We start from the raw sequence: 25,672 nt of genomic DNA, 5'->3' as shown, positions 1-25,672 counted from the left end.
CCTTCACCGAAAATGACGTCTCGCAAAGCCAAGGGCCTGCCCACCCCCAAGCAGATCCTCGAGTTCATCGAGACCAGTGATGCGCCCGCCGGCAAACGTGAGATCGCGAAGGCGTTCCGCCTGACCGCGCAGGAGAAGATCGCGCTAAAGGGGCGGCTTAAGGACATGACCGACGAGGGGCTGATCGACCTGGCTCCTGGCCGCGCCTTCCATAAAATGGGTGGGCTGCCCAAGGTCGCTGTTCTGAAGGTGGTCGAGATCGACGGCAAGCAGCCGGTCGGCGTTCCCGAGCATTGGGAAGCCCAAGGCGCGCCGGTGCCCAAGCTGCGGATCATCGAACGCGGGCGTAACGGCGCGCTCGGCATCGGTGACCGCGTTCTCGCGCGCACAGAGAGCCGCGGCGAGGGCCATATCGCGCATGTCATGAAGAAACTTGCGCGGGGCAGCGAGCAGCTGCTCGGCGTTATGGAAAAGGACGGCGACAAGTTTGTGCTGCGCAGCATCGACAAGAAGGCTCGGCGCGATACTCCGATATCGGACGTGGGCGATGCCAAGCCCGGCCAACTGGTCGTAGCGGAAAAACAGGGCGTCGGAGCCAAAACCAAGGCGCGGGTAAGCGAAGTGCTGGGCGATCCGTTCGCGCCGAAAAGCTTCAGCCTGATCGCCATCGCCAAATATGGCATCCCCGACGCGTTTCCAGACGCGGCGATCGCCGATGCGCAGCGGGTGGTCGACCTTCCTGTAACGACCGAGGGACGCGAGGATCTGCGCCATCTGCCGATCCTCGCCATCGATCCGCGCGACGCGCGCGACCATGACGATGCGCTGTGGGCCGCGCCCGACGACGATCCGGCAAACAAGGGGGGCTTTCAGGCGGTCGTCGCGATCGCCGACGTGTCCTATTATGTGCGCCCCGGCGGCGAACTCGACCGCGAAGCGCGGCGGCGCGGCAACAGCGTCTATTTCCCCGACCGCGTGGTGCCGATGCTGCCGCACGAACTGAGCTCGGACAAATGCTCGCTGAAAGCCGGCGAGGATCGTGCGGCGATGGCGTGCCATCTCACGATCGACGCTAAGGGGCAGGTAACCGGTCATCGCTTCACCCGCGCCACGGTGCGTCTTTCGGCGAATATCGCCTATGAGGATGCGCAGGCGATCATGGATGGGGTCAGCCCACAGACCGTAAGTCCCGAGCCTGTCGAACGCCCTTCGACAAGCTCAGGGGTATCGGATTTGAAGGAGGCGCTGCAAAACCTCTGGGCCTGCTGGAAATTGCTGTTCAAGGCGCGGGAGGCTCGCGCGCCGCTCGATCTCGATCTGCCCGAGCGGCAGGTGCATCTCGATGACGAGGGCAAGATCGCCTCGGTCACGGTGCGCGAGCGGCTCGACGCGCATCGTTTGGTCGAGGATTATATGATCGCCGCCAATGTCGCCGCGGCCAAGGCGCTGGAAGCGAAGAAATCGCCGGTCATGTACCGCGCGCATCTGCCGCCCTCGCGCGAGAAGCTGGTCGCATTGAAGGATTATCTGAAGACGTTCGACATGGAGTTCGCGCTGGGCCAGGTGGTCACGCCCGCGCTGTTCAACCGCCTGATCGAACGTGTCGACGATGACGAGGTGCTGCCGCAGGTGATGGAGCAGATCCTGCGCACCCAGACGCAGGCCTATTACGGCGCCGACAAGACCGGCCACTTCGGTCTGGCACTTGCTAGCTATGCGCATTTCACCTCGCCGATCCGGCGCTATGCCGACCTGCTCGTCCACCGCGCGCTGGTCGATGCCTACGGCCTCGAGATGCCCGCGCCGAAAAACAGTTCGATTCAGCGCAGCACCGGGCTGACCGAAAAGGATGCCGGCGATCTCGGCCATATCGCCGAGGTCATCAGCCGCACCGAAAGGCGCGCGATGGAGGCCGAGCGCGATACTATGGACCGCTATGTCGCGTTCTATCTGTCCGCCCATGTCGACGAACTGGTCGATGCGCGGATTACTGGGGTGCTCGATTTCGGCTTTTTCGCAACGGTCGAGGGACTGGGCGGCGACGGGTTGGTGCCGGTTTCCACGCTAGGTTCGGAATATTTCACCTATGATGAGGCAAGCCGGACGCTCAAGGGGCGCGACAGCGGCACGGTTTACAAGAGTGGCATGAAGCTGAAACTGAAGCTGATCGAGGCGAACCCAGTATCCGGCGGCCTCCGCTTTGAGGTGCCCGATGTCGAAATTCCCGGCAAGGCGCCCGGCCGCTCCGTTCGCCACGATAAAAAGGGCAGGCCGAGCAGCGTTCCGCGCACGACCAAGCGGCCCAATAGCGGTCGAAAGGCAGGCGGAAGCAAGCGCGGCAAGAAGAAACGTTAGGCGTTTCGGCAATGCCGATCCCCTGACGCCGCGCAGCCCATTCGGCAAGCCCGGGGCGACTGAGCGCTGGAGCGTTCCAGGATCGGATGGAACGCTCATGTCTTCACGCTGTTCTATCTTCATCAAGGAGAATCCATGCCTCAGCCGACCCCAGGAAAAGCCGCCCCCAGCCTCGAACTGCCGCTCACGATCCAGGCCCGTTTCGAACTGGCCGCGCAATCGCCCGAAAATTTCACGATGCTGCTGTTCTATCGCGGATCGCATTGTCCGATCTGCAAGGGCCAACTCGAGGAGCTGGGCAACAGGCTGTCCGACTTCACCGATCGCGGCATTTCACCCTTCGCCATCTCGATGGACGGCGAAGAGCGCGCGATGAAGGTGGATGCCGAATGGGATACCGGAAATTTGCCGCTGGTTTATGATATGAGCGAAAAAACGGCGCGCGAATGGGGGCTATATATCAGTTCCAAGCGTGCCGGCTCCGACGAGCCCGAGGTGTTTTCCGAACCCGGTATCTGCCTAATCCGCCCGGACGGCACCCTCTATATGGCGCAGCAACAGAGCGCACCATTCGCGCGCCCAGATTTCGATGCATTGCTCGAGGGCATCGATTACGTGCTCGACAAGGATTACCCGCCACGCGGCGACCTGACCTAAGGGTTTTTGGTCTAGCTCAACCGGTCGATTTCCTCATGGCCGAGCGATCCTGGGATTACCATCACAGGGCAGGGCAGGGTGCCCATGTTCGCGCCGGTAAAATGGCTGACCAGCGGACCGGGTCCGCCGCTGGCGGAGGCGCCGAGCACGAGCGCGGTGATGTCGCCCCGTTCGGTGAGCATCTCGCGTACAACGTCGGCGCCGCGGCCCTGCTTGACGGTGATAGCGGGGCGCAGGCCGGACTCTTCCAAAATGGTGCCCGCCGCGCTGACGACCAGCGCCTCGGCGCGTGCTTTCATTTCTTCCTCGATGGTTTGCTGCACTCCCGCCCATGCGACAAAATCCTGCGGTTCGATCAACGCGAGGATATGCACCGCGCCGCCCGTCCTGGCGGCGCGGCGCGTGGCGAAGCGCAAGGCAAGCAGGGCTTCCGCGGTTTCGTCGATCACCACCAAATAGGTGCGCATGTAACCCTGCCCCTCATCCTGTGCCTGAATGCTGCGCCAAAACATGAAGAGGCGCAAGCCGGACTCGGTAAAGCCTCTTGGACCTGTGCGTTCCCTTTGGCATAGATAGCTGCAACGACTAGCGAGAGGACCGAGTTTCCCCATGCCCATCGAACTGAAAATGCCCGCGCTTTCGCCCACCATGGAAGAGGGTACGCTCGCCAAATGGTTGGTGAAGGAAGGCGATACGATCAGCTCCGGCGATATCATGGCCGAGATTGAGACCGACAAGGCGACGATGGAGTTCGAGGCGGTGGACGAAGGCGTCATCGCCAGGATTCTGATCCAGGAAGGCAGCGACGAGGTGAAGGTCGGTACGGTGATCGCGATCCTGGCTGAGGAAGGCGAGGACGTGGAGGAAGCCGCGGCATCGGCGGAAAAATCCGGCGGCTCGGCCAAGGCCGAGGATGCCCGGGTGAAGCAGGAACCGTCCAAGGAGCCCGCCGATCCGAACCAGACCGGCGACCGGGATAAGACCACCCATCGCGGCGAGGAAGCAGCCGGCGATCACGGCAAGCCCGCCGCCGCCGCCAAGGGAAAGAAGGCGGTTGCAGACGATGGAACCAAAGCCCCCGCTGCGCCGACCGACGAGAGCGGAGCGCGCGTCAAGGCGAGCCCGCTCGCGCGGCGCATCGCAGCGCAGAAGGGCGTCGATCTGACGGCGATGGAAGGGTCCGGCCCCAAAGGGCGGATCGTCAAGGCGGATGTCGAAGGCGCCGAAGCTTCGTCAGCAAAGCCCGCTACCCCCGACGCCAAATCGGAAGCCGCACCCGCCGCGGCGCCGCAGGGCGAATTCCAGACCGATATTCCGCACGAGGCGGAAAAGCTCTCCAACATGCGCAAGACCATCGCGCGCCGCCTGACCGAGGCGAAGCAGACGATCCCGCATATCTATCTCACGGTGGATATCCAGCTCGACAAACTGCTCAAGCTGCGCGGCGAACTCAACGTCGCGCTGGAGCCGCAGGGCGTGAAGCTCTCGGTCAACGATCTGCTGGTCAAGGCGCTGGCCAAGGCGCTGATGCAGGTGCCCAAATGCAATGTGAGCTTTGCCGGCAACCAGCTGATCAGTTACAGCCGCGCGGACATTTCGGTCGCGGTCAGCACGCCCGCCGGGCTGATCACGCCGATCGTGGTGGGCGCCGACACCAAGTCGTTGAGCGCGATCTCAACCGAGGTGAAGGAACTCGCCGGCCGCGCCAAGGAAGGCAAGCTCAAGCCCGAGGAATATCAGGGCGGCACCGCGTCGATCTCGAACATGGGCATGTACGGCATCAAGCAATTCGACGCGGTGATCAACCCGCCGCAGGGGATGATCCTGGCAGTCGGCGCGGGCGAGAAGCGCCCCTATATCGTCGACGACGCGCTGGGCGTGGCTACCGTGATGAGCGCCACCGGCAGCTTCGATCACCGCGCGATCGACGGCGCGGACGGCGCCGAGCTGATGCAGGCGCTCAAGCAGCTGGTCGAAAGCCCGCTGGCGATGGTGGCGTGATTGGGTGATCAACCACGCGATCCCGCCATTCGCGTTACAGCCATGCCGGCCGATGCTAATGCCTATGGAGATATATTCGGCGGATGGTTGATGAGCCTTATGGACAGCGGCGCTGGCCTGGTCGCCGCCCGCCGAGCCCGCGGACGCGCCGTGACGATCGCGATGGACGGAATGCAGTTTCACCATCCAGTCAAGATTGGCGACGAAGTGTCTGTTTATGCCGATCTTACCAAACTTGGCACGTCCAGCATGAAGATCGCCGTAGAAGCGTGGCGTCGTCACCGCCATGACGAAGAGCAAGTCAAGGTTACCGAAGCCATCTTCACCTTTGTAGCCATTGACGAGGAAGGTCGGCCACGACCGATCACACGGAAGGAAAGCGCATCATGACCACCACCTACGACCTCGCCATCATCGGATCCGGCCCTGGCGGCTATGTTGGGGCTATACGTGCGGCGCAGCTGGGGATGAAGGTCGTGATCATCGAGCGCGAGAAGCTGGGCGGCATCTGTCTCAATTGGGGCTGTATTCCGACCAAAGCACTGCTGCGCACGTCGGAAATCTATCATTATATGACGCATGCCGCGCAATATGGGCTGATCGCGGAGAAGCCGGGGTTCGACCTCGCCCAGGTGGTCGACCGCAGCCGCAAGGTGGCGGGGCAGCTCAATGCCGGCGTCACGCATCTGATGAAGAACAACAAGGTCGACGTGGTCCACGGCGTCGCCGCGATCACCGGCAAGGGCAAGATCGGCGTCGAATCGGACGATGACAAAACCACCGAGATCGCCGCCAGGACGATCATGATCGCCACCGGCGCGCGCGCGCGCGATCTGCCGTTCGCCAAGGCCGACGGGGAGCGTATCTGGACGTACCGCCATGCCATGGTGCCCAGGGAAATGCCGACCAAATTGCTCGTCATCGGATCGGGCGCGATCGGCGTGGAATTCGCCAGCTTCTACAGCGACATGGGCGCCGAGGTAACGATCGTCGAAATGCTCGATCGCATCCTGCCGGTGGAAGACGAGGATGTCTCCGCCTTCATGCACAAGGCGCTGAAGAAGCAGGGCATGGACATCCGCACCGGCGCGGGCGTGGAGAAGCTGGAAAGCTCGAAATCAGGCGTGAAAGCCACGATCAACCCCGGATCGGGGTCTGGGGCAGGGGATGCCAAGGGCAAGTCGACGACCGAGGATTTCAGCCACGTCATCGTCGCCATCGGCATCGTGCCCAACACCGAGGACATCGGCCTGGAAAAGCTCGGCATAAAGACCGGAAAGGGGCATATCGAGACCGACGGCTACGGCCGCACCAATGTCGAGGGCATCCTCGCCATCGGCGACGTCACCGGCGCGCCCTGGCTGGCGCACAAGGCGAGCCACGAAGGCGTGATCGCGGTGGAAAAACTGGCCGGCGAGGACGTGCACCCGTTCGACAAGTCGAACATTCCGGGTTGCACCTATTCGCGCCCGCAGGTGGCCAGCGTCGGCCTGACCGAGGCCAAGGCGAAGGAGGCGGGCCATGAGGTCAAGGTCGGCAATTTCCCGTTCATCGGCAACGGCAAGGCGATCGCGCTGGGCGATCCGGAAGGGTTCGTGAAGACCGTGTTCGACGCCAAGACCGGCGAGCTGCTCGGCGCGCACATGATCGGCGCGGAAGTGACCGAACTGATCCAGGGCTATGTCGTCGCGCGCCAGCTCGAGACCACCGAGGAAGACCTGATGCACACCGTCTTCGCGCACCCGACCTTGAGCGAGATGATGCACGAGAGCGTGCTCGACGCCTATGGCCGCGCGATTCACTACTGATCGCGCATGGCCAAGGGCACGCATGATTACGAGGCCGATCCGCGCAACGCGAATGTGCTGATCGACGTGAACGGTGCGCTGGTGCCGCGCGCCGAGGCCAGCGTGTCGGTGTTCGACAGCGGCTTCATGCTCGGTGACGGCGTGTGGGAGGGGCTGCGCGTCCACCATGGTCGGATCGCGTTTCTCGAGGCGCATCTGGCCCGGTTGTTCGAGGGCGCCAAGGCCATCGCGATGGATATCGGGCTGAGCCGCGAGCGGCTGACCGAGCGTCTCTACGCCTGCCTGACCGGCAACGGCATCGATGCCGACACCAGCGGCGTCCACATCCGCCTGATGGTCACGCGCGGCATCCGCTCGACGCCCTATCAGGACCCGCGCGTGGTGATATCGCCGGCCACCATCGTCATCATTCCCGAATACAAGGCGGTGCCGCCCACAACGGTGGAGCGGGGTATCACGCTGTTCACCCCAAGCTCAACTGCATCACCGCCTGCATCCAGGCGACGCAGGCGGGTGCGGACGAAGGGCTGATGCTCGATCCGCACGGCTTCGTCGCGACCTGCAACAGCACGCATTTCTTCATCATACGCAAGGGCGAGGTCTGGACCTCGACCGGCGATTATTGCCTGGGCGGCATCACCCGCGCCAACGTGATCCGCCTGTGCCGCGAGAACGATATTCCGGTGTTCGAGAGGAATTTCTCGCTGACCGACGTCTACGGCGCGGACGAGGCGTTCGTCACCGGCACCTTTGCCGGCGTGGTGCCGGTGCGCTCGGTCGACGGCCGCGCGCTGACCGAGGGCAGGGGGCCGACGGTCGAACGGCTCCAGGGGCTGTACCAGGCGCTGATCGAGGCGGACGTCGCCGCATGAGCGAGCCCGTACGCATCGCCATGTGGTCCGGTCCGCGCACCATCTCGACCGCCATGATGCGCAGCTTCGGCTCGCGCGGCGACTGCGCCGTCACCGACGAACCCTTTTACGGCGCCTTCCTGAAAGCGACCGGCGACCGGCAGCCGATGGCGGACGAGGTGATCGCGTCGATGGATTGCGCCTGGGACTCGGTAGCCGAGACGATGCGCGGGCCGGTGCCGGATGGACGTCCGATCTGGTATCAGAAACATATGCCGCACCAAATGGTCGGCCCGGTCGATATCGGCGATTTTCCCGATCACGCCCATGCTTTTCTCATCCGCGATCCCGCGCGGGTGATCGCGAGCTATGCCGAGAAGCGCGTCGCGGTCGATCTCGACGATCTGGGTCTCGCGCGGCAATGCGATTATTTCGAACGGATCGCCGATCGGCGCGGTACGGCTCCGCCGGTGATCGACAGCGGCGACGTGCTGGCAAATCCCGAAAGCGTGCTGACATCGCTCTGCGCCGCGCTCGGCATCGCATGGGATCCTGCCATGCTACAGTGGGCGCCAGGCTTGCGCCCAACCGACGGCATCTGGGCGTCGCACTGGTACAATGCGGTCGCGGCGAGCAGCGGCTTCGCGCCGCCGCCGACGGCCTCGCCCGAGCTCGATGCGGGTCACGCGGCGTTGGCCGATCGCGCGCGGCCCTATTATGATCGGCTCAAGGCCCACCGACTGACCAGGTCGATGCGGACATGAACCCAATTCATCGCTCAATCGTTCGGCTACCGTAACGAGCAGGGGATATCCAGAGAATGAGCCGCGTCACACAGGTTCAGAACATCGCGCGCGCCGGCTATCTCGCCCGCGCCACCGTCTATTTCCTCATCGGTTACATCGCGCTGACCACCGGCGAAGGATCGGGCGCAACCGACATATTGGACCGGATCGAGGACATGCCCGGCGGCACGCTGCTGCTCGCTCTCACCGGCATCGGGCTGTTCGGTTACGGCATCTTCCGCCTTTACGGCGCGGCGATCGACATCGAAGGTGGGGGAGACGGCGCCAAGGGGATCGTCAAACGGCTCGGCCATGTCGCGAGCGGGCTCGGCCATCTGTTTCTGGCATTCGTCGCGGCAAAATCGGTCTTTGGCGGCGCGGACGGCGGATCATCGGGCGGCGGCGGTCAGGAGCAGGCCGCGAGCATGATCCTGGGTTTCCCCGGCGGCGGCATCTTGCTCGCCCTGATCGGCCTCTGCTTTGTCGGGGCCGGCGTGGAGCAGGGCATAAAGGCCTATACCGCCAAATTCATGAAACTGCTCGATGCGGACGCTCCCGGTTTCGTTGAATATCTGGGCCGGGCAGGCTTTGCCGCGCGCGCCGTGGTGTTTCTCGCGATCGGCTGGTTTACCGTCAAGGCCGCGCTGGCCGAGCAGGGCAGCGACGTGCGCGGCGTGGGCGGCGCGATTGCTTCGCTGCAGCAGCATGGCTGGCTGTTCACGCTGGTCGCGCTCGGCTTTCTGCTGTTCGGGATCTTCAGCCTGTGCATGGCGCGCTATCGCACCATCCGCAACGAAGACGTGATCGAGCGATTGAAGAGAGCGGCGCATAAACGGACATGACCGAAACCGCATGATGCTTTGGCCAATCCGCAAATCATGCGTGTCGTTCTGAGCATCAATCCACACCCAAATATTATCAATATTGGCTGTGAAAGCGGTCCGGACCATCATGATGGACTGGTTGAAGGCGCAAGAGCGAGTTCGCATCTTTATCGTGTCTTCAGGACCAAAAGATTCCCGCACTTCAGGATGATCAATTATATCAATGGAACTACCGGCTGAATTTTAAAAATATCGAGTCAGGGTGAAACGGATACGCGGATCTGCGTTGTCGGTGTCGTATCTGTCGCCAGACAGGGGCACCGCAACCTCGAGCCCGGCATCGGTGTGGCGATCGACGTCCGCGCGAAAGCCGCCACCCGTGGAGAATAGCGAGCCGCTGCCAAACCCGTCATTTAGGTTCACCGCCTTGCCGCCGTCTGCGAACGCGTAAAATTCTAGGCCGTTGACGGGACCGAGATCACGGTCCCAGTCGTAATTCAGTTCGAAATAGCCGGCCACGCCCTGATCGCCGGATCGCTCGCTATAGTCATAGCCGCGCACGAAGCCGGCTCCGCCAATCCCTAACTCTTCGGATACAAGGAGGGGCTGGGTCGCAAGTTGGGAACGCACCGCGACCTTTGTTCCGAAATCGCCGATGATGCTCTTGTTCCAGTCGGCGAAAAAAGAAAAACTGGTGAAGGTGCCGTCTGCATCGTCGCGAGACGACAACGGATCGTTCGGTTCGGTGGCCCCCAGCAAATCGAGACCCTGCGCCACCGATGTGTTCACCCGAAGACGTCCGCCTGCCACCTGCGTATATCCATAAAGTCCAAGCCCGGCGATCGTCAGCCGGTCTTCCCGCGCAAGAATATCGGCACGCTCCTGCCGGATTTCGCGGTGCGAGAGCGACGCTTCAAGCCACAGGCTGTTGCGGCGAGAGCGTGACAATGGGTGCAGCGCGCCGAGCGACACAAGCCAGCTTTCTCCGTCAATGTCGAGCTCTTCCAGATACGCACCGGGCGCGCTGTGCGAATAAGAGCCGGTGATTGACACTTCCGTGCCATCGGCGCTGATCCGCTTGCCGTAACGCAGCCGCACGAAGGCGAGTTCGTCAAATTGCGGCACGGTATCGAGCGCAAATATCTGGAGACTATCGTCATCGCTGAGCAGGCCGTTGAGGCGAGCCGAGCCGAATAGCTCAAGCGGACCAAGCGGCTTGATGCTGTCATTATCGAACGTGACCTGTGCCCGGAATGATTGATGCTCCACTTTGACGGCGAGGATCGTCTGGCCGTCCTGACGTTCGATGCGCGTATTGCCGAGTGAGATGCCGTCGATATCACCGGCGATCAAAAGGCGCCGTTCGAGTTCGGCGGTCGTTACGGGACGTCCGGTCGCGAGCGGTCGAAGCGCAGCGAGGACGGCACGGTTCTGCGGTCCGTCGAGTTTGATGCCATCGATATGGCCTTCGTCGATACGGACTTTCACAACGCCTGCGCGAACGGCCTGCGGTTCGATTGCGGCGCTGGCCAAGGGATATTGCTCGCTTGCTCGCGCCGCAAGTCGATCAGCCAATGTGCCAAGATCGGTCGGGGTCAGGGTCCGTCCGATGTAGAATTCGACAATATCGGAAAATTCGCTTCGCGACATCATTTGAAGGCCGACGATGTCGATGGCGCCCACCGCAAAGCTCGGGCCAGTGTTTGCAATGACCTTCGCCTGCTCAACTACCACAGGGAGCGCGGTGTCCTGATCGTCAGGCAAACTTTCGAGCGACCGGTCTTCGGCGCGCGCCGGATCAACCCGGTCCAGCGTCTGCTGGCCCATTGCGGGCGCAGTCGCGGCCGCGCCAATCAGGAATATTGCGAAAAGGGATCGATAACGCACGGCGACCTCGGATCGGTGTAAGCTAATATGATCGCTATGTGCCTTCGAATCCTTTCAGAAACGTCAATGGAAAGGACTCGCTAACCATTCCCGGAAAGGCCTTTCGAACACCTCTCCATCTATGGCGAAGGCCAAGGAGAGTTTTTTCCATGTTCAAATTAGCAACTCGGATGGCCGTTACGGCTCTGCTGGCCGGCGTAAGCACGCAGGCGATCGCCGGTTCCGACGGCTGGAGTGTTAGCGAGGCGAGCGGGAGCGTCGTTCTGCAGCGCGATGGCAAGAACGTGGCCGCGAAGCGCGGCGCCGAAGTCGGTCCGGGCGATGCGATCGTGACCGGGCAAGGCGGGCGCGCCGTTCTGGTGCATGGCCAGGATTTCGTAACCGTCGCGTCGAATAGCCGGGTCCGGATCCCGGCGGAGCAGGCTGGCTCGAAATTCACCCGCTTCATTCAGGACCTGGGCAACGCCATATTTCGCGTCGAGAAACGCGGCACACCGCATTTCTCCGTCGACACGCCCTATCTCGCCGCCGTGGTGAAGGGGACCACCTTCTCGATCACCGTCGGTCCGTCGGATACGTCGCTTCAGGTGACCGAGGGCGTGGTCGAGGTTGCGACCAGCGATGGCGGCGCGCGCGAACTCGTCCGCCCCGGATCGGTGGCGATGATCGCCGCGGGCGATCGCTACCGCCTGTCGATCAGCGGCGATCAGCCGCGCGTCGTGGATTCGCCGCTTCGCCAGGAAGGCACGGTTGCCGTGCCGGCGCCGGCCGGTAGCTCCGCCGGGGAACCGGCGGCGGACCCCCAGCCTTCGCCCGACGATCCCTCGGCGCAACCGAGCGACAACGGGTCCCCGGGAGATTTGTTGATGAGCGATGCGAAAGGCAGCGAAGAGCCCGCTTCCGGCACCGCGGGAGCGACTTACATCGATGCCGCCATCACCAGCAAACCGGTCGATATGGGCAAGGCGACGGACGGCATGGTGACCGGAAGTTCGCCGGTAATTCTGGCGTCGGCAGTGGTAAGCCCTGCGACCAACCCGAAACGGCCGGATTTTGCCAAGGGTGCGGGCGGGGATACCGCCGGCAAGGGCGCAGGCCCGAAGGATGGAGGCGAAACCGCAGCCGGGAGGCCGCCCGAAGACCCGTCGCCCGCCAAGGACGATGCGCCGGTCAAAGGTGAAAATCCCGGCAATGACAAGGGCCCCGCTGATAAGCCTGCGGATGACGGCGAGGACAAAGGTCCCGCCGATAAACCTGCCGATGGCGGCGAGGACAAAGGCAAGGATGACAAGCCCGGCAAGGACGACGGCGACAAGGGCAAGGACGACAAGCCCGGCAAGGACGACGGCGACAAGGGCAAGGACGACAAGCCCGGCAAGGACGACGGCGACAAGGGCAAGGACGACAAGCCCGGCAAGGACGACGGCGACAAGGGCAAGGACGACAAGCCCGGCAAGGGCGACGGCGACAAGGGCAAGGATGACAAGCCCGGCAAGGACGACGGCGACAAGGGCAAGGACGACAAGCCCGGCAAGGACGACGGCGACAAAGGCAAGGACGACAAGCCCGGCAAGGACGACGGCGACAAGGGCAAGGACGACAAGCCCGGCAAGGACGACGGCGACAAGGGCAAGGACGACAAGCCCGGCAAGGACGACGGCGACAAGGGCAAGGACGACAAGCCCGGCAAGGACGACGGCGACAAGGGCAAGGATGACAAGCCCGGCAAGGACGACGGCGACAAAGGCAAGGATGACAAGCCCGGCAAGGACGACGGCGACAAAGGCAAGGACGACAAGCCCGGCAAGGACGACGGCGACAAGGGCAAGGATGACAAGCCCGGCAAGGACAAAGGCGACAAGGGTAAGCCCGACAAGGGCAGCGGTAAAAAGGGTGGCGACTAAGCGGCTGACGCTTGGGGCGTTTGATCGCGAGAGTGGATCCGATGACCGCTGAACCCGGTCGGCCTTCTGGCTTTTGGCGACAATGGCGCGGCCCATTTTCAAAGGCGCTGATGCTTATTTCGGTCGCGCTGGTTGCATGGACGAGCGGCGCGACGACCAAGGTCGAAAATGCCCTGCGGGTTCCTTTCTTCGCCGCACAGTCCCATGAGGCGAGCGGTGATCTGCATATCGTCGAGATAGACGCAGCAAGCCTTGCCAAGATCAATCGTTGGCCTTGGTCACGGGATCATTATGCCAAGGTGGTCGATCGCCTGAACGCCGCCGGTGCACGTTCGATCACCTTCGACGTCGATTTGTCGAGCCCTTCGGAGGGCACGGATGACGGACTGCTCGCGCAGGCGCTAGCGAACAGCGCGGCGGTCGTGACTTTGCCCACCTTTGCTCAAGTCGCCGGGCCGTCCGATGCTCGTATGCTGGACACGCTGCCAATTTCCATCTTGCGTGACCATGCCGTCATCGCTTCGGTAGCAGTCTCGCCCGATCCCGATGGCCTGGTGCGCCAGATGCCACTCGGCAGCATAACCGATGGAACGCCGCGGCCTTCCCTTGCGGCCCAGATTGCAGGGCAGAACGGCACCGCGGGACGACCGTTTCCAGTCGATTTTGCGATCGAGCCGCGCTCGATTCCGCGCCACAGCTTTATCGATATCGAAGACGGGCGCTTCGATCCCTCGGGGATCGCCGGTAAAGATATTTTAATTGGCGCGACGGCCATCGAATTGGGAGATCGTTACGCTACGCCGCTTTACGGCGTTATTCCTGGAGTGGTCGTGCAAGCCATGGCGGCCGAAACGCTCTATAACGGCATTCCGTCCAATGCCGCTGCTATCGGTCCGATCATTCTTGCGTTTTTGCTGATCCTGTGGATTTTGAGAGCGTCTTCACGCAGCGCCGGGTTGGCGCGAAGCGCGGTGTCATTCGCGATCATCGCTGGCGCATATTATCTCGTTTGGTCCACCAGATCGCTTCTGTTCGACATCGTCCCCGCAGCTTTCGTCATCGCTGGTGCGACCGTTCTTGTGTTGATCCAGAACTTCCGGAAAGAGCAACTTCATCGCCGTATGCACGACGTGCGGACGGGCTTGCCCAATCGCTTTGCGTTCGAAGCCGAGGCTGATGAAAAGGTTCTGTTCTCCGTTGCGGCGACCATCGGTGGCTATGAGCGGCTTGAGACGGTGCTGGGCGAAGGTCTGGCCGATCAGCTCATTCTGCGGATCACCGAGCGCCTGCAAATGGGCAATGCTGGAAAAACTGTCTACCGCGCCGAAGATCGCGCACTGGTCTGGTTCTTCGATGGGGAACATGGCGAACTGGAATCGACTCTGGCCGGGCTCGCTGCATTGATGCGAAGTCCAGTGGAGGTCGGAGGGCGAAAGATCGACGTTCAGATGGCGTTTGGAGTGGGCCAGGGTCGCGCGCTGTCCGAGGCCATTCACGCAGCAAGCCAAGCCCTTCGTAAGGGGGAGCGCTGGCTTTACCATGCCGCTGCCGAGGAGGCCGCGCTGGAACGACAAGTGTCGCTCATGGGCGAGCTCGATGCTGCGATAGCGAATAATGAGCTGGAAGTTCTTTATCAGCCCAAGCTGGCGCTGGCCGAGAACCGGATAACGAGCGTGGAGGCGCTGGTTCGCTGGAATCATCCCCAGCGCGGCTATCTTCGGCCGGACCTGTTCATCCCGCTGGCGGAGGAAAGTGACCGGATCACCGATCTGACGCTCTACGTGCTTCAGAGAACGATCGACGACAACATCGCCTGGCGCGCCAGCGGAATGGAAATCAGGTCGGCGGTGAACATCTCCGCGCGGCTCGTGGCCTCAGCGTCGTTTCTATCCGCTGCCGAGGCGATGCTGAAGCAGTCTTGCATACCGCCGCAAAGCCTGATCTTTGAAGTGACTGAATCTGCGGCGATCGCAGATCCGTCGCTGGCCGCCGCCGCGCTGACGCGGTTTCGGGATATGGGCGTATCGATATCGATGGACGATTACGGCACCGGTCAGTCCAGCCTGACCTATCTCAAAAATCTTCCGTTGTCCGAACTCAAGATCGACCGAAGCTTCGTGCAGTTCGCTCACCGCGATGCCAGCGATGCGATGCTTGTGCGCTCCACAGTAAGCCTTGGCCACGAACTCGGCCTCTCGATCGTCGCCGAGGGAGTCGAAGACGAGGAATGCCTCGCTTTCCTACGCGAAGTGGGCTGCGATTACGCCCAAGGCTATCTGATTGGTAAACCGATGCGCGCTGGTGAGCTGGAAGCGTTGGTGGATGATAATCTGAAGCGGGCGGCTTGAGACGATAATTGCGGCGTGCCCGCATTTAGCGAGCGACACCTGATTTGATATTCTCGCAAGTCATAGCCAGGGACGACGAGCGGCTGAATTTGCGCGATTACAAACAATAACCGCCTGCGGATGGTTGCGGAAAGGTTTATGGCGGAAGGGGTGGGATTCGAACCCACGGTGAGCTTGCACCCACGGCGGTTTTCAAGACCGCTGCATTAGACCACTCTGCCACCCTTCCGGCGTGCCGGCGCGGCTGTTTAGCGCGGGCGGGACGTGCTGCAAAGGCTTGCGTCGAAGCGTTGCCGAATGGCGACCATTTGCGGGTTCCACCGGCGGTTCATCCGTGCGAAAAGGATAGCGGTCCACAAAGGGGTGGTTCGAGGGAGTTTTCATGCCGCGTAAAGTTCTGGCTATCGTCACCTGCATGGCGTCGCTGCTGCTGGTGGGCTCGCAGCCTGCCTTTGCGCAGGATGCCTATGGTTTTCAAACCTATCTCACCCAATTGCGCGCCGCCGCTTTGGCCGAAGGCGTCGGCGCCGAGACACTCGACCGGGTGCTGCCCACGCTGGAGTTCAGCGAGAGCGCCATCCGCATCGACCAGAAGGCGAGCGGGGGCGGCGGCACTGGCCCGATCCCGATGTTCACCGGATCGGACGAGCAGCGCGCGATCGTCGGAAAGGCCGGTCCGGGCCGCGACAAATATCTGCAGATCAAACCGCAGCTCGACCAGATCGAGCGCGAGCTTGGCGTGCCGCCGGGAATCATTCTCGCGATCTACGGCAAGGAGAGCAATTTCGGCAGCTATACCGGTAATTTCGACACCATCAGCGCGCTCGCCACGCTGGCCTATGAAGGCCGCCGGCGGGCCTTGTTCGAGAGCGAGGCGATCGCCGCGCTGAAGATGGTCGACCGCGGGGTGCCGCGCTACAAGCTGACCGGTAGCTGGGCCGGCGCGATGGGCAAGCCGCAATTCCTCCCTTCGGTCTATCTGCGCCTCGCGGTCGACGAGGACCGCAACGGGTTCGCCGACATCTGGGACAGCGAGGCCGATGCCATGGCCTCGATCGCCAATTATCTGGTGGCCGCGGGCTGGCGTCGGGACCGGCCTTGGGGCGTCGCCGTCGATGTGCCCGCCGGGTTCGATCGCAACGCCTATCGCAACCTGACCGTGCCGACCCGCTGCCCCCGGGTGTTCGAGCGCCACACGCGCTGGTTGACGCTGGCCGAATGGGAACGGCTCGGCTTCCGCGCGCAGCGGGGTTTCTGGCCGCAGGAGAAGGACCAGATTCTGGCGACCTTGCTGGAGCCCGATGGCCCCGGCAACACCGCCTATCTGCTGACGCAGAATTACCGCGCGATTCTGGATTACAATTGCTCGAATTTCTACGCCATGGGGGTGGGGTTGCTTGCGGACCAGATCCAGCCTTGAGCTTGCAGGTCCGCGATGCGCGCGAAGGGGTGGAAGCGGCGCGCCATGCGGGCTATTCGGACGCCGTCATCGTGAATCGCTAACCTCCAGCCAAAACGGAATCCCATGCGCCACATTTTGAGTTTCGCCGCCGTCCTATCGCTCGCCATACCCGCGTCTGCCGCCACACCGACCTATGACAGCGCCGCTCCGATCGCCTATATGGTCGATCTGAGTTCGGGTGCGGTGTTGTATTCACGCGGTGCCGACAAGCGCATCCCGCCGGCGTCGATGGCCAAGATGATGACCGTATTGGTCACATTCGACCTGATCGACGGGGGCAAGGTCAGCAAGAGCAAGAAGATTCGCGTGCGCGAAGATACCTGGCGCGAATGGAATAATCGCGGCTCGTCGATGTTTCTCGGCGTGAACGAGGACGTGACCGTGCGGCAGCTGCTGCACGGCGTCGTCACCCTGTCGGGCAACGACGCCAGCGTCGTGCTAGCGGAAGGGCTCGCCGGTTCGGAGCAGGCGTTCGTCGGTCTGATGAACCAGAAGGCGCGCGCGATCGGTATGAAGAACAGCCATTTCGGCAATGCCAATGGCTGGCCCGACGAGGGGGTCACCTATGTCACCGCGCGCGATCTGGCGACGCTCGCCAAGGCGACGTTCGACGAGCATCCGGCGCTCTACAACGAATTTTACGGCCAGCATGAATTTACCTGGCAGGGCATCAAACAGCCCAACCGCAATCCGCTGATCGGCAAGGTGCAGGGTTCCGATGGGCTCAAGACCGGCCATACCGACGAGGCGGGCTACGGCTTCACCGGCTCGGCCGAGCAGAATGGCCGCCGCCTGGTCGAGGTGGTCGCCGGGCTCGACACCTACAACAATCGCATCAAGGAGTCGGTCTCGTTCATGGAATGGGGCTTTGGCGCCTGGACCACCAAGCCGCTCTTCTCGAAAGGCGCCGAAGTGGCTGAGGCAAAGGTGCAGCAGGGCGGATCGCGCAGCGTTTCGCTGGTCGCACCGCGCAATCTGGCGGTGACGCTGCCCGCCAACCAGGGCGGCGACTACAAGCTCGCGGTGCAATATCAGGGGCCGATCGCCGCACCCGTCGCGAAGGGCGCGAAAGTTGCCGAACTGGTCGTCACCACCGCGGACGGCAGCACCCAGCGCATGCCGTTGGTGGCCGGCGAGAAGGTCGGCGAGGCCGGTATCTTCGCGCGCATCCGGAACGGTTTCCTGGCGCTGTTCGCCTAATGGAGCGAGGCCGTTTCATCGCGCTCGAAGGGGGCGAGGGGACGGGTAAATCGACCCAGGTCAAGGCGCTCGCCGGCGAACTCTCGCGGCGCGGCATCGATGTCGTGACCACCCGCGAGCCCGGCGGCACCGTCGGCGCGGAAGCGATCCGGGGGTTGCTGCTCGACGGCGCGGCGGACCGCTGGACGGCGCCGAGCGAGGCGCTGCTGTTCGCGGCGGCGCGCGCGGACCATGTCGCCAAGCTGATCCGCCCCGCGATCGAGCGGGGCCAATGGGTGCTCAGCGACCGCTTCGTGGATTCGTCGCGCGCCTATCAGTCCGCCGCCGGCCTGTCGGACGAGGATTTGATGACGCTCCACCGCATCGGCAGCGGCGGCCTGGTGCCCGACCGAGTGCTGCTACTCGAACTACCCGCCGCCGAGGCCGATCGCCGGGCCAAGGAGCGGGACGGCGGGGCGGGGGATCGCATCGGATCGCGGGGCGGAAATTTCCATGCCGATGTCGCCCGCGCCTTTGCCCGTTTCGCCGCGGCGGAACCCGAGCGCTTCCGCACCGTGGAGGCCAAAGGTTCGCAGCAGGAAGTCACGCACGCCCTGGCATCCGCGCTCGCCGACTATATCTCCTAGACTATGGCGAATTTCGTCGGACATGAACGGGCCGAGGCGGCGGTGCTGGCGGGGCTCGCGGAGCGACGGCTTCACCACGCCTGGCTGCTCAGTGGCCCCAAAGGCATGGGGAAGGCGACTTTCGCGATGCGCGCCGCGCGGCTGCTGCTGAGCGGCAGCGATGGCAGCGCCGGGTTCGAATCCGCCGATGACAGCCAGGCCGCGGCATTGATGCGCGCCGGATCGCACCCCGATCTCAAGATCCTGCAGCGATTGCCCAGGAAAGACGGGCTCGACCTGGACGACATTGCCGACGAAACCGATCTCAAGCGCAATATCAGCGTTGAACAGGTGCGGCAGCTTCAACCGCTCCTCGGTTCCAAAACCGCCATCGCGCCTCGCCGCGTGATCATCATCGATGCCGCCGACGATCTGGAGCGTGGCGGCGCCAATGCGCTTCTGAAGAATCTCGAAGAACCGCCCGAAAATACGCTATTCTTTCTCATCACACACGCGCCGCAGCGGCTGCTGCCGACCATAAGGTCACGCTGCCGCGTCCAGCGTTTCGACCCCCTTGGCGCCGAGCGAATGGACGCTTTTCTGCACAGCGCCCTGCCCGATCTGTCGCACCGGAACCGCGCCGCCTTGACCATTGCGTCTGAAGGCTCGCCGGGACGCGCCATTGCCATGCACGGACTCGATCTCGGCGAAGTCGATCAGCAATTAGCAAAAATCTATTACGAGGGTGATCGCAGTGGGCGCATGGCGGCACAACTCGCACAGAAATTGTCGCTGAAGGCCGCCAATGAGCGCTATCTGGCGTTTCTCGAACAGGCCCCCGCCTATTTCGCCGCGATCGCGCGCGAAACGCAGCCGCGCGATATCGCTCCGGTGATCGACGCCTGGCGCGAGGCGAGCGATCTCGCCGCGCGGGCGGTGCCGCTCACGCTCGACAAGCAGAGCGTGGTTTTTCGCATGGCGCGGTTGCTGGCGGGCTTGTCTGCCCATAGGGATGCAGCGCAATGACCGACAAAACCCCCTATTACGTCACCACCGCGATCAACTACCCCAATGGCAAGCCGCATATCGGCCATGCCTATGAGGGGATCGCCGCCGACGTCATCGCCCGCTTCCGCCGCGCGCAGGGCTATGACGTGCGTTTCCAGACCGGCGTGGACGTCCACGGCCTGAAAATGGTCAAGACCGCGCGCGAGCTCGATCTCGAACCGGCGGAATTCGCCGCGCAGATGACGCCGCACTTCACCGAGATGTGCGCGCGCTACGGCATATCATACGACCGCTTCATCAGCACCAGCGAAGACGCCAATCATGCCGCCGCGCAGGAAATCTGGCGTCGCATGGAGGCGCGCGGCGATCTTTACCGGGACCGCTACGAAGGCTGGTACTCGGTCCGCGACGAGGCTTATTATACCGAGGGCGAGCTGCTCGAGGGCGAGGGCAAGGCCAAGCTGTCGCCGCAGGGCACACCGGTCGAGTGGACCGTCGAGGAAAGCTGGTTCTTCAAGCTGTCCGAATATCAGGAAAAGCTGCTCGCTCTCTATGCCGAGCGGCCCGAGTTCATCCAGCCCGACAGCCGCCGCAACGAATTGATGCGCTTCGTCGAGGGCGGCCTCAACGATCTCAGCATCTCGCGCACCAGTTTCGATTGGGGGGTGCAGGTGCCGGGCGATGCAAGTCATGTCATGTATGTGTGGATCGACGCGCTGACCAATTATCTCAGCGGTCTCGGCTTTCCGGATGATGCGGATGGGCTGGTCGCGAAATACTGGCCCGCCAACGTGCATCTGATCGGCAAGGATATCGTGCGCTTTCATGCGGTCTATTGGCCGGCGTTCCTGATGAGCGCGGGGATCGATCTGCCGCATCAGGTCCATGCGCACGGCTTCATCCTGAACCGGGGCCAGAAGGAATCCAAATCGCTCGGCAATGTCACCGATCCGATCGCGCTGGTCGATCGGTTCGGCGCCGACGCGATCCGCTATTTCCTGATGCGCGATGTCAGCTTCGGTCAGGATGGCAGCATATCGGACGAAGCGATCGTGACCCGCGCCAATGCCGATCTTTCCAACAGCTTCGGCAATCTCGCGCAGCGCAGCTTATCCATGATTCACAAGAGTTTGGAAGGCAGGCTTTCGAATGATTGGCAGCAATCCGAGGCGGACCGCGAACTGCAGACGTTGGTCGATGCGGCTTGCGGGAGCGAGCTTCCCGAAGCGTTCGAGCGCTTCGCCTTTGCGCAAGGAATAGAGGCGTGGATGCGCGCGGTGTTCGCCTGCAACCAATATGTCGACGAGCAGGCGCCCTGGGCTCTGAAAAAGACCGATCCGGCGCGCATGGAAGCGGTACTGAACCAGCTGTTCGTCTCCATCCGCACGCTCGCCATCGCCATCGCGCCGGTCATTCCGGACGCGGCCGAAAAACTGCTCGACCAGATGGGCGTCGACGCGCGCTCCTGGACCGATCTCGATGGATCGAACGACTGGTTCGCCGAGCGCGTGCGCAGCGATGTGCCGCTCGCCAAGCCGGAAGGCATTTTCCCGCGGCTCGAACTGGAGGAGGTCGCCGATGCTGGTCGATAGCCACTGCCACCTCAATTATGAGGGGTTGGTCGATCGCCAGCAGGATGTGCTGCAGGCTGCCCGCGCGCACGGCGTTTCGGCCATGCTCAATATCTCCACGCGAGAGAGCGAATGGGACGCTGTCGTGGCGACCGCCGACCGTGAAAGCGACGTGTGGGCCTCGATCGGCATTCACCCGCATGAAGCCGATGCGCATCCCGAAATGGATACGGCCAAGCTGGTGGCCCGCGCCGACCGCCCTCGCGTCATCGGTATCGGCGAGAGCGGGCTCGATTATTATTACGACCATAGCGACCGCGAGCAGCAGCGCCGCGGCTTCCGCGCGCACATTGCCGCCGCGCGCGAGACCGGCCTGCCGCTGATCGTGCACACGCGCGAGGCCGAGGCGGATACCTATGAAATATTGTCCGAGGAGATGGGGAAGGGGGCCTATCCGGCGCTGATCCACTGTTTCACGGCAAGCGCGGATTTCGCGCAGAAGGTGCTGGATCTCGGCCTCTATATATCGATTTCGGGCATCGTGACGTTCAAGAACGCCAAGGAATTGAAGGCGGTGGCGGCCGAAGTTCCTGAAGGCCGGCTGCTCGTCGAGACCGACAGCCCGTTCCTTGCGCCGGTCCCAAATCGCGGCAGGCCATGCGAACCCGCGTTCGTGGTCGATACCGCGACCTATATCGCCGAACTGCGCGATGTGGCGTTCGAGCGGCTTGCCGAGACGACTTCGGACAATTTCTACCGGCTGTTTTCCAAGGCGCGGCGATGAAGCTGCGCATTCTTGGCTGCGGAACCAGCTCGGGCGTGCCGCGGATCGGCAATGACTGGGGCGATTGCGATCCGGCCTATCCCAAGAACCGCCGCCGCCGCGCCTCAATTCTTGTCGAGCATGAGGGCAAGCGCATATTGGTCGATACCGGCCCGGATTTGCGCGAACAGCTGCTCGATGCCGGCGTGGGCACGCTCGATGCGGTGCTGTGGACCCATGAACATGCCGACCATTGCCACGGTATCGATGAACTGCGCGGCGTCTATTTCAACAACAAAGGCACGGTGCGCGGTTATGCGCGCGATCGTACGCGCGCGATCCTGATCGATCGCTTTCCCTATGCTTTCCAAGGGTTTAATGGGTATCCGGCCTATGCCAGCGTGGAGCCTTTGCTCGATGACAGCAAGATCGCAGGTGTTCGCGTGCGGACGGTCGATCTGCCGCACGGCCCGATCGATACGGCCGGGATACGCTTCGATATCGAAAATGTTTCGGTTGTTTATTGTACCGATTTCAACGCGTTGACGCCCGAAGCTGCCAGTTTGATCAAAGGCGTCGACTTGTGGGTTGTCGATACGCTGCGCCGTCGGCCGCATCCCACGCATTCGCATCTCGATCAGGTGCTGGGCTGGATCGACAAGCTGAAACCCAAGCGCGCCGTGTTGACGCATCTCGATCAGTCGATGGACTATCTGACACTGCTCGCAGAGCTGCCCGAGCATGTCGAGCCAGGCTATGACGGGCTGGAGTTCAGCTGGCCATGAGCGGCGGGTTCGGGATCCAGATGATCTGGGCGATCGGAATCCTGGTGCTGTGCATCAGCGCCTTGGCCGCGCGACGCGTGCCGATGAAGGGCGCGCTGAGGATATCGCTGATCTGGGTGGCGGTTTTCGTCGGGGCCTATCTCATCATCCGTCTAGTCACTGGCTTAACATAATATGTATTATCGCGATTAAAGATGGGTGAGCGCCCTCTTTCCGATCTGGTGACGATCATGGCCCTGCTGCGCGATCCCGGTGGCGGCTGCGAATGGGATCTGGCGCAGGATTTCGCCAGCATCGCGCCGTATACGATCGAGGAAGCTTATGAGGTCGCCGATGCGATCGAGCGCGGCGACCTCGGCGATCTGAAGGACGAACTCGGCGACTTGCTGCTTCAGGTCGTGTTTCATGCGCGCATGGCCGAGGAAGCCGGGCATTTCGCCATCGATGACGTCATCGCGTCGATTTGCGACAAGATGATCCGCCGCCACCCGCATATCTTTGGCGGTGGCGCGCCGAATGAGATGGGCGCGGTCGTGCGGCGCTGGGAGGACATCAAGGCCGCCGAGCGCGGTCCGGCCGGAGTGCTCGACGGCGTGGCGCTGGCGCTCCCGGCCTTGTTGCGCGCGCAGAAAATCCAGAAACGCGCGGCGCGCGTCGGTTTCGACTGGCCCGACGCAGCGGGTGCCAAGGCCAAGATATATGAGGAGCTGGACGAGGCCGAGGCAGCGACCAACCCCGACGAAACGCATGAGGAAATCGGCGACCTGCTGTTCGCCGCGGTCAATTATGCGCGGCATCGCGGGGTCGATCCGGAACAGGCGCTGCGCTCCGCCACCGTCAAGTTCGAGCGGCGCTTTCGCCACATGGAAAGCGCGGCCGAGAAAGATCTTGGCAACCATGAGGCGGCCGAACTCGACGCCTTGTGGAACGCCGCCAAGGCGGCTCAATCGGGCCCGGGCGCCTGATCGAACCGCCGGAAACGACCCCAATTTCTCTCCGACATACGCACATCGATTTGCAGCAACTCCCCCTGCTGCCGCTGTTCCAGCACGCGGCCATTTTCGTGTAGCCAGGCGAGCATACGCCCTTCCCCGGCGGGTAGATGGATGCGCTGCTCGCGGTCGTCGGCGGTCAACCGGCGGGCGAGCATCTCGCGCATCGCTTCGATGCCGTCGCCGGTAACCGCCGAGATCATGGCCACATCAGGGTCCATATCCGCCGCTTCTGCCAGATCGCCGCGCCGCTCGGGGGCCAGCAAGTCGATCTTGTTCCAGACCTCGATCACCGGGATCGGATCGGCAACGCTCTCTTCACCGTCATCGGCTCCATCTTCCTCGGCATTGACGCCGAGATCGCGCAGGATCGCGAGCACATTGCAGCGCTGCGCCTCGCTCTCTTCATGCGCAATATCGCGGACATGGACGATCAAGTCGGCCGCAGTGACCTCCTCCAGTGTCGCGCGAAACGCCGCGATCAATTCGGTCGGAAGGTCGGAAACGAAGCCGACCGTGTCGGACAGGATAGCCTTGTCGAGCCCGGGCAGCGCGATCTCGCGCATGGTCGGATCGAGCGTGGCGAACAGCAGATCTTCCGCCATGACGTCACTTCCCGTCATGCGGTTGAAAAGCGTGGATTTTCCGGCATTGGTGTAGCCGACCAATGCGATCACCGGCCAAGGCGCGCGCTGGCGCCGGTCGCGGTGCAGGCTGCGCGTGCGGCGCACGTCCTCCAGCTCGCGGCGCAGCTTGGCCATGCGATCGCGGATCAGGCGGCGATCGGCCTCGATCTGCGTTTCGCCGGGACCGCCCAGAAAACCGAAGCCGCCGCGCTGGCGTTCGAGATGGGTCCAGCTGCGCACCAGACGCCCGGCCTGATAATCGAGATGGGCCAGTTCGACTTGAAGCCGACCTTCCGCCGTAGCCGCGCGTTCGCCGAAAATTTCCAGGATCAAGCCGGTGCGGTCGATCACCTTGATCCCGATCCTGTCCTCCAGATTGCGCTGCTGGATCGCGCTCAATTGCGCATCGACGATCAGCAATTCGGCTTCGAACCGCTCGACCGTGGCGGCGATTTCCTCTACCTGCCCACCGCCGAGCAAGGTAGCCGCGCGCGGCACTCGCACACGGTAGGCACGCGATTCGACGACATTCAGGCCGATGGCAAGCGCGAGGCCCCTGCCCTCCTCGAGCCGCGCCGCGACATCGAAGCCCGATTCGCGGTCGATCTGGGGAAGCACGAGCACCGTACGGGCGCCGCGGGCGAAATCATCCTCGCGGTCGAGCGAAAAACCGCTCAAGCTTCGTCTTCGTCTTCGCGGTTATATTCGGCGAGGTTGATCGGCTGCAGTGGCTGCACCGTGGAAATCGCGTGTTTGTACACCAGCTGACACATAGTCTCGCGCTCGAGCAGCAGCGAGAACAGATCATAAGCGCGGATCGTGCCTTGCAACATCACGCCATTGACGAGAAACATCGTCACCGGCTCCTCGCTGTCGCGCACGGCATGGAGAAACACTTCCTGCAACACGCCCTTCCGGTTTCCGCCAGACGTCATCATTTCGTCAAACGGTTTCAGGTCCAGCGGCTCGGACGCCATGACGGTGGAAATGGCGTGCTTGTAAACGAGCTGCGCCTGTCCGTCGCGGCGCAGAAGCACCGAAAAATTGTCGAACCAGGTGATGATGCCCTGCAGCTTGACGCCCTTGACCAGAAACATCGTAACCGGGGTCTTGGTCTTGCGAAGATTGTTCAAGAAAAGGTCCTGGAGTCCGTTATTTCCGTCTGCCATTCGATTGTTCCCCCGAAATTGGCGGGGCCGTTCTCCCGCTGGTCATTATTATCTATCGTCCGCGCAGCACC

At 62.8% G+C, this 25,672-nt stretch carries 22 protein-coding genes, 1 tRNA gene and 1 pseudogene; 19 read left to right on the top strand and 5 right to left on the bottom strand.

From position 1 onward, the window contains the following. The first annotated feature begins 12 nt into the window (after nucleotides 1-12). Both ACOQPC_RS08195 and ACOQPC_RS08190 read left to right on the top strand, forming a co-directional pair. Nucleotides 13-2,355: a ribonuclease R family protein gene (locus ACOQPC_RS08195; protein WP_420605256.1), complete on the top strand. Its 2,343-nt coding sequence runs from the start codon at nucleotides 13-15 to the stop codon at nucleotides 2,353-2,355. Between the two features lie 135 nt (nucleotides 2,356-2,490). After that, nucleotides 2,491-3,012 (top strand): redoxin domain-containing protein, encoded by a 522-nt coding sequence (locus tag ACOQPC_RS08190; RefSeq protein WP_420605255.1) that lies wholly within the window; start codon nucleotides 2,491-2,493, stop codon nucleotides 3,010-3,012. A gap of 11 nt (nucleotides 3,013-3,023) precedes the next feature. Here the strand turns inward: ACOQPC_RS08190 and ACOQPC_RS08185 are convergent, their stop codons facing one another. Then, a complete protein-coding gene (locus tag ACOQPC_RS08185; protein WP_420605254.1) occupies nucleotides 3,024-3,479 on the bottom strand; it encodes a universal stress protein in 456 nt (151 codons plus the stop codon). 142 nt (nucleotides 3,480-3,621) lie between these two features. Here ACOQPC_RS08185 and ACOQPC_RS08180 point away from each other — a divergent pair, with 142 nt between their 5' ends. The 6 genes and pseudogenes from ACOQPC_RS08180 to ACOQPC_RS08155 all read left to right on the top strand — a co-directional run bounded on the left by ACOQPC_RS08180 (nucleotide 3,622) and on the right by ACOQPC_RS08155 (nucleotide 9,299). Beyond that, a complete protein-coding gene (locus ACOQPC_RS08180; protein ID WP_420605253.1) occupies nucleotides 3,622-5,013 on the top strand; it encodes a pyruvate dehydrogenase complex dihydrolipoamide acetyltransferase in 1,392 nt (463 codons plus the stop codon). A gap of 42 nt (nucleotides 5,014-5,055) precedes the next feature. Beyond that, nucleotides 5,056-5,403: an acyl-CoA thioesterase gene (locus ACOQPC_RS08175; protein WP_420608101.1), complete on the top strand. Its 348-nt coding sequence runs from the start codon at nucleotides 5,056-5,058 to the stop codon at nucleotides 5,401-5,403. Then, nucleotides 5,400-6,821: a dihydrolipoyl dehydrogenase gene (gene lpdA, locus ACOQPC_RS08170; protein ID WP_420605252.1), complete on the top strand. Its 1,422-nt coding sequence runs from the start codon at nucleotides 5,400-5,402 to the stop codon at nucleotides 6,819-6,821. The genes ACOQPC_RS08175 and lpdA overlap by 4 nt, the downstream gene beginning before the upstream one ends. Before the next feature lie 6 nt (nucleotides 6,822-6,827). Continuing rightward, nucleotides 6,828-7,693, top strand: a pseudogene (locus ACOQPC_RS08165) (aminotransferase class IV). After that, nucleotides 7,690-8,436 carry an HAD family hydrolase gene (locus tag ACOQPC_RS08160; protein ID WP_420605251.1) on the top strand — a complete coding sequence of 249 codons (747 nt, stop codon included), beginning with the start codon at nucleotides 7,690-7,692 and terminating at the stop codon, nucleotides 8,434-8,436. The pseudogene ACOQPC_RS08165 and the gene ACOQPC_RS08160 overlap by 4 nt, the downstream one beginning before the upstream one ends. A 56-nt stretch (nucleotides 8,437-8,492) precedes the next feature. Further along, nucleotides 8,493-9,299 (top strand): DUF1206 domain-containing protein, encoded by an 807-nt coding sequence (locus ACOQPC_RS08155; RefSeq protein ID WP_420605250.1) that lies wholly within the window; start codon nucleotides 8,493-8,495, stop codon nucleotides 9,297-9,299. A 225-nt stretch (nucleotides 9,300-9,524) separates the two neighbouring features. Here ACOQPC_RS08155 and ACOQPC_RS08150 read toward each other — a convergent pair whose 3' ends face one another. After that, entirely contained in the window at nucleotides 9,525-11,108 is a 1,584-nt protein-coding gene (locus ACOQPC_RS08150) for a ShlB/FhaC/HecB family hemolysin secretion/activation protein (protein ID WP_420605249.1), read from the bottom strand. Nucleotides 11,109-11,338: 230 nt separating this feature from the next. On the opposite strand from ACOQPC_RS08150, the gene ACOQPC_RS08145 reads away from it, so the two are divergent. After that, nucleotides 11,339-13,072, top strand: coding sequence for a FecR domain-containing protein (locus tag ACOQPC_RS08145; RefSeq protein WP_420605248.1), 1,734 nt, complete (start codon nucleotides 11,339-11,341; stop codon nucleotides 13,070-13,072). A 41-nt stretch (nucleotides 13,073-13,113) separates the two neighbouring features. Then, entirely contained in the window at nucleotides 13,114-15,420 is a 2,307-nt protein-coding gene (locus tag ACOQPC_RS08140) for a putative bifunctional diguanylate cyclase/phosphodiesterase (RefSeq protein WP_420605247.1), read from the top strand. Between the two features lie 139 nt (nucleotides 15,421-15,559). On the opposite strand, the gene ACOQPC_RS08135 is transcribed toward ACOQPC_RS08140, so the two are convergent. Continuing rightward, nucleotides 15,560-15,649: transfer RNA gene (locus tag ACOQPC_RS08135), tRNA-Ser, on the bottom strand. Nucleotides 15,650-15,802: 153 nt separating this feature from the next. On the opposite strand from ACOQPC_RS08135, the gene ACOQPC_RS08130 reads away from it, so the two are divergent. The 9 genes from ACOQPC_RS08130 to mazG all read left to right on the top strand — a co-directional run bounded on the left by ACOQPC_RS08130 (nucleotide 15,803) and on the right by mazG (nucleotide 23,779). Continuing rightward, nucleotides 15,803-16,840, top strand: a complete 1,038-nt coding sequence (locus ACOQPC_RS08130; protein WP_420605246.1) for a lytic murein transglycosylase — start codon at nucleotides 15,803-15,805, stop codon at nucleotides 16,838-16,840. A 105-nt stretch (nucleotides 16,841-16,945) separates the two neighbouring features. Beyond that, nucleotides 16,946-18,082 (top strand): D-alanyl-D-alanine carboxypeptidase family protein, encoded by a 1,137-nt coding sequence (locus tag ACOQPC_RS08125; RefSeq protein WP_420605245.1) that lies wholly within the window; start codon nucleotides 16,946-16,948, stop codon nucleotides 18,080-18,082. After that, entirely contained in the window at nucleotides 18,082-18,708 is a 627-nt protein-coding gene (gene tmk / locus ACOQPC_RS08120) for a dTMP kinase (RefSeq protein WP_420605244.1), read from the top strand. Before ACOQPC_RS08125 ends, tmk begins: the two co-directional genes overlap by 1 nt. 3 nt (nucleotides 18,709-18,711) lie before the next feature. Beyond that, nucleotides 18,712-19,713, top strand: coding sequence for an AAA family ATPase (locus tag ACOQPC_RS08115; RefSeq protein WP_420605243.1), 1,002 nt, complete (start codon nucleotides 18,712-18,714; stop codon nucleotides 19,711-19,713). Further along, nucleotides 19,710-21,287 (top strand): methionine--tRNA ligase, encoded by a 1,578-nt coding sequence (gene metG, locus ACOQPC_RS08110; protein WP_420605242.1) that lies wholly within the window; start codon nucleotides 19,710-19,712, stop codon nucleotides 21,285-21,287. Before ACOQPC_RS08115 ends, metG begins: the two co-directional genes overlap by 4 nt. Continuing rightward, nucleotides 21,274-22,050, top strand: coding sequence for a TatD family hydrolase (locus ACOQPC_RS08105; RefSeq protein ID WP_420605241.1), 777 nt, complete (start codon nucleotides 21,274-21,276; stop codon nucleotides 22,048-22,050). Before metG ends, ACOQPC_RS08105 begins: the two co-directional genes overlap by 14 nt. Continuing rightward, nucleotides 22,047-22,814, top strand: coding sequence for an MBL fold metallo-hydrolase (locus ACOQPC_RS08100; protein WP_420605240.1), 768 nt, complete (start codon nucleotides 22,047-22,049; stop codon nucleotides 22,812-22,814). The genes ACOQPC_RS08105 and ACOQPC_RS08100 overlap by 4 nt, the downstream gene beginning before the upstream one ends. Next, complete coding sequence (locus tag ACOQPC_RS08095; RefSeq protein ID WP_420605239.1) at nucleotides 22,811-22,987, top strand: hypothetical protein; 177 nt, start codon at nucleotides 22,811-22,813, stop codon at nucleotides 22,985-22,987. The genes ACOQPC_RS08100 and ACOQPC_RS08095 overlap by 4 nt, the downstream gene beginning before the upstream one ends. A gap of 21 nt (nucleotides 22,988-23,008) precedes the next feature. Next, a complete protein-coding gene (gene mazG, locus ACOQPC_RS08090) occupies nucleotides 23,009-23,779 on the top strand; it encodes a nucleoside triphosphate pyrophosphohydrolase (protein WP_420605238.1) in 771 nt (256 codons plus the stop codon). On the opposite strand, the gene hflX is transcribed toward mazG, so the two are convergent. After that, on the bottom strand, nucleotides 23,758-25,110 hold the full coding sequence (gene hflX, locus ACOQPC_RS08085) for a GTPase HflX (RefSeq protein WP_420605237.1): 1,353 nt from the start codon (nucleotides 25,108-25,110) through the stop codon (nucleotides 23,758-23,760). The two genes, mazG and hflX, sit on opposite strands and share 22 nt — an antisense overlap. After that, complete coding sequence (gene hfq, locus ACOQPC_RS08080; protein WP_420605236.1) at nucleotides 25,107-25,601, bottom strand: RNA chaperone Hfq; 495 nt, start codon at nucleotides 25,599-25,601, stop codon at nucleotides 25,107-25,109. The genes hflX and hfq overlap by 4 nt, the downstream gene beginning before the upstream one ends. Nucleotides 25,602-25,672 lie beyond the last annotated feature (71 nt).

The sequence above is a fragment of the Novosphingopyxis sp. genome (assembly GCF_965218915.1).
In the GTDB taxonomy this organism is placed as follows: Bacteria; Pseudomonadota; Alphaproteobacteria; order Sphingomonadales; family Sphingomonadaceae; genus Novosphingopyxis.
Note: the sequence above shows the minus strand (reverse complement) of the source record. Positions and strands in the feature narration are given on the sequence as shown.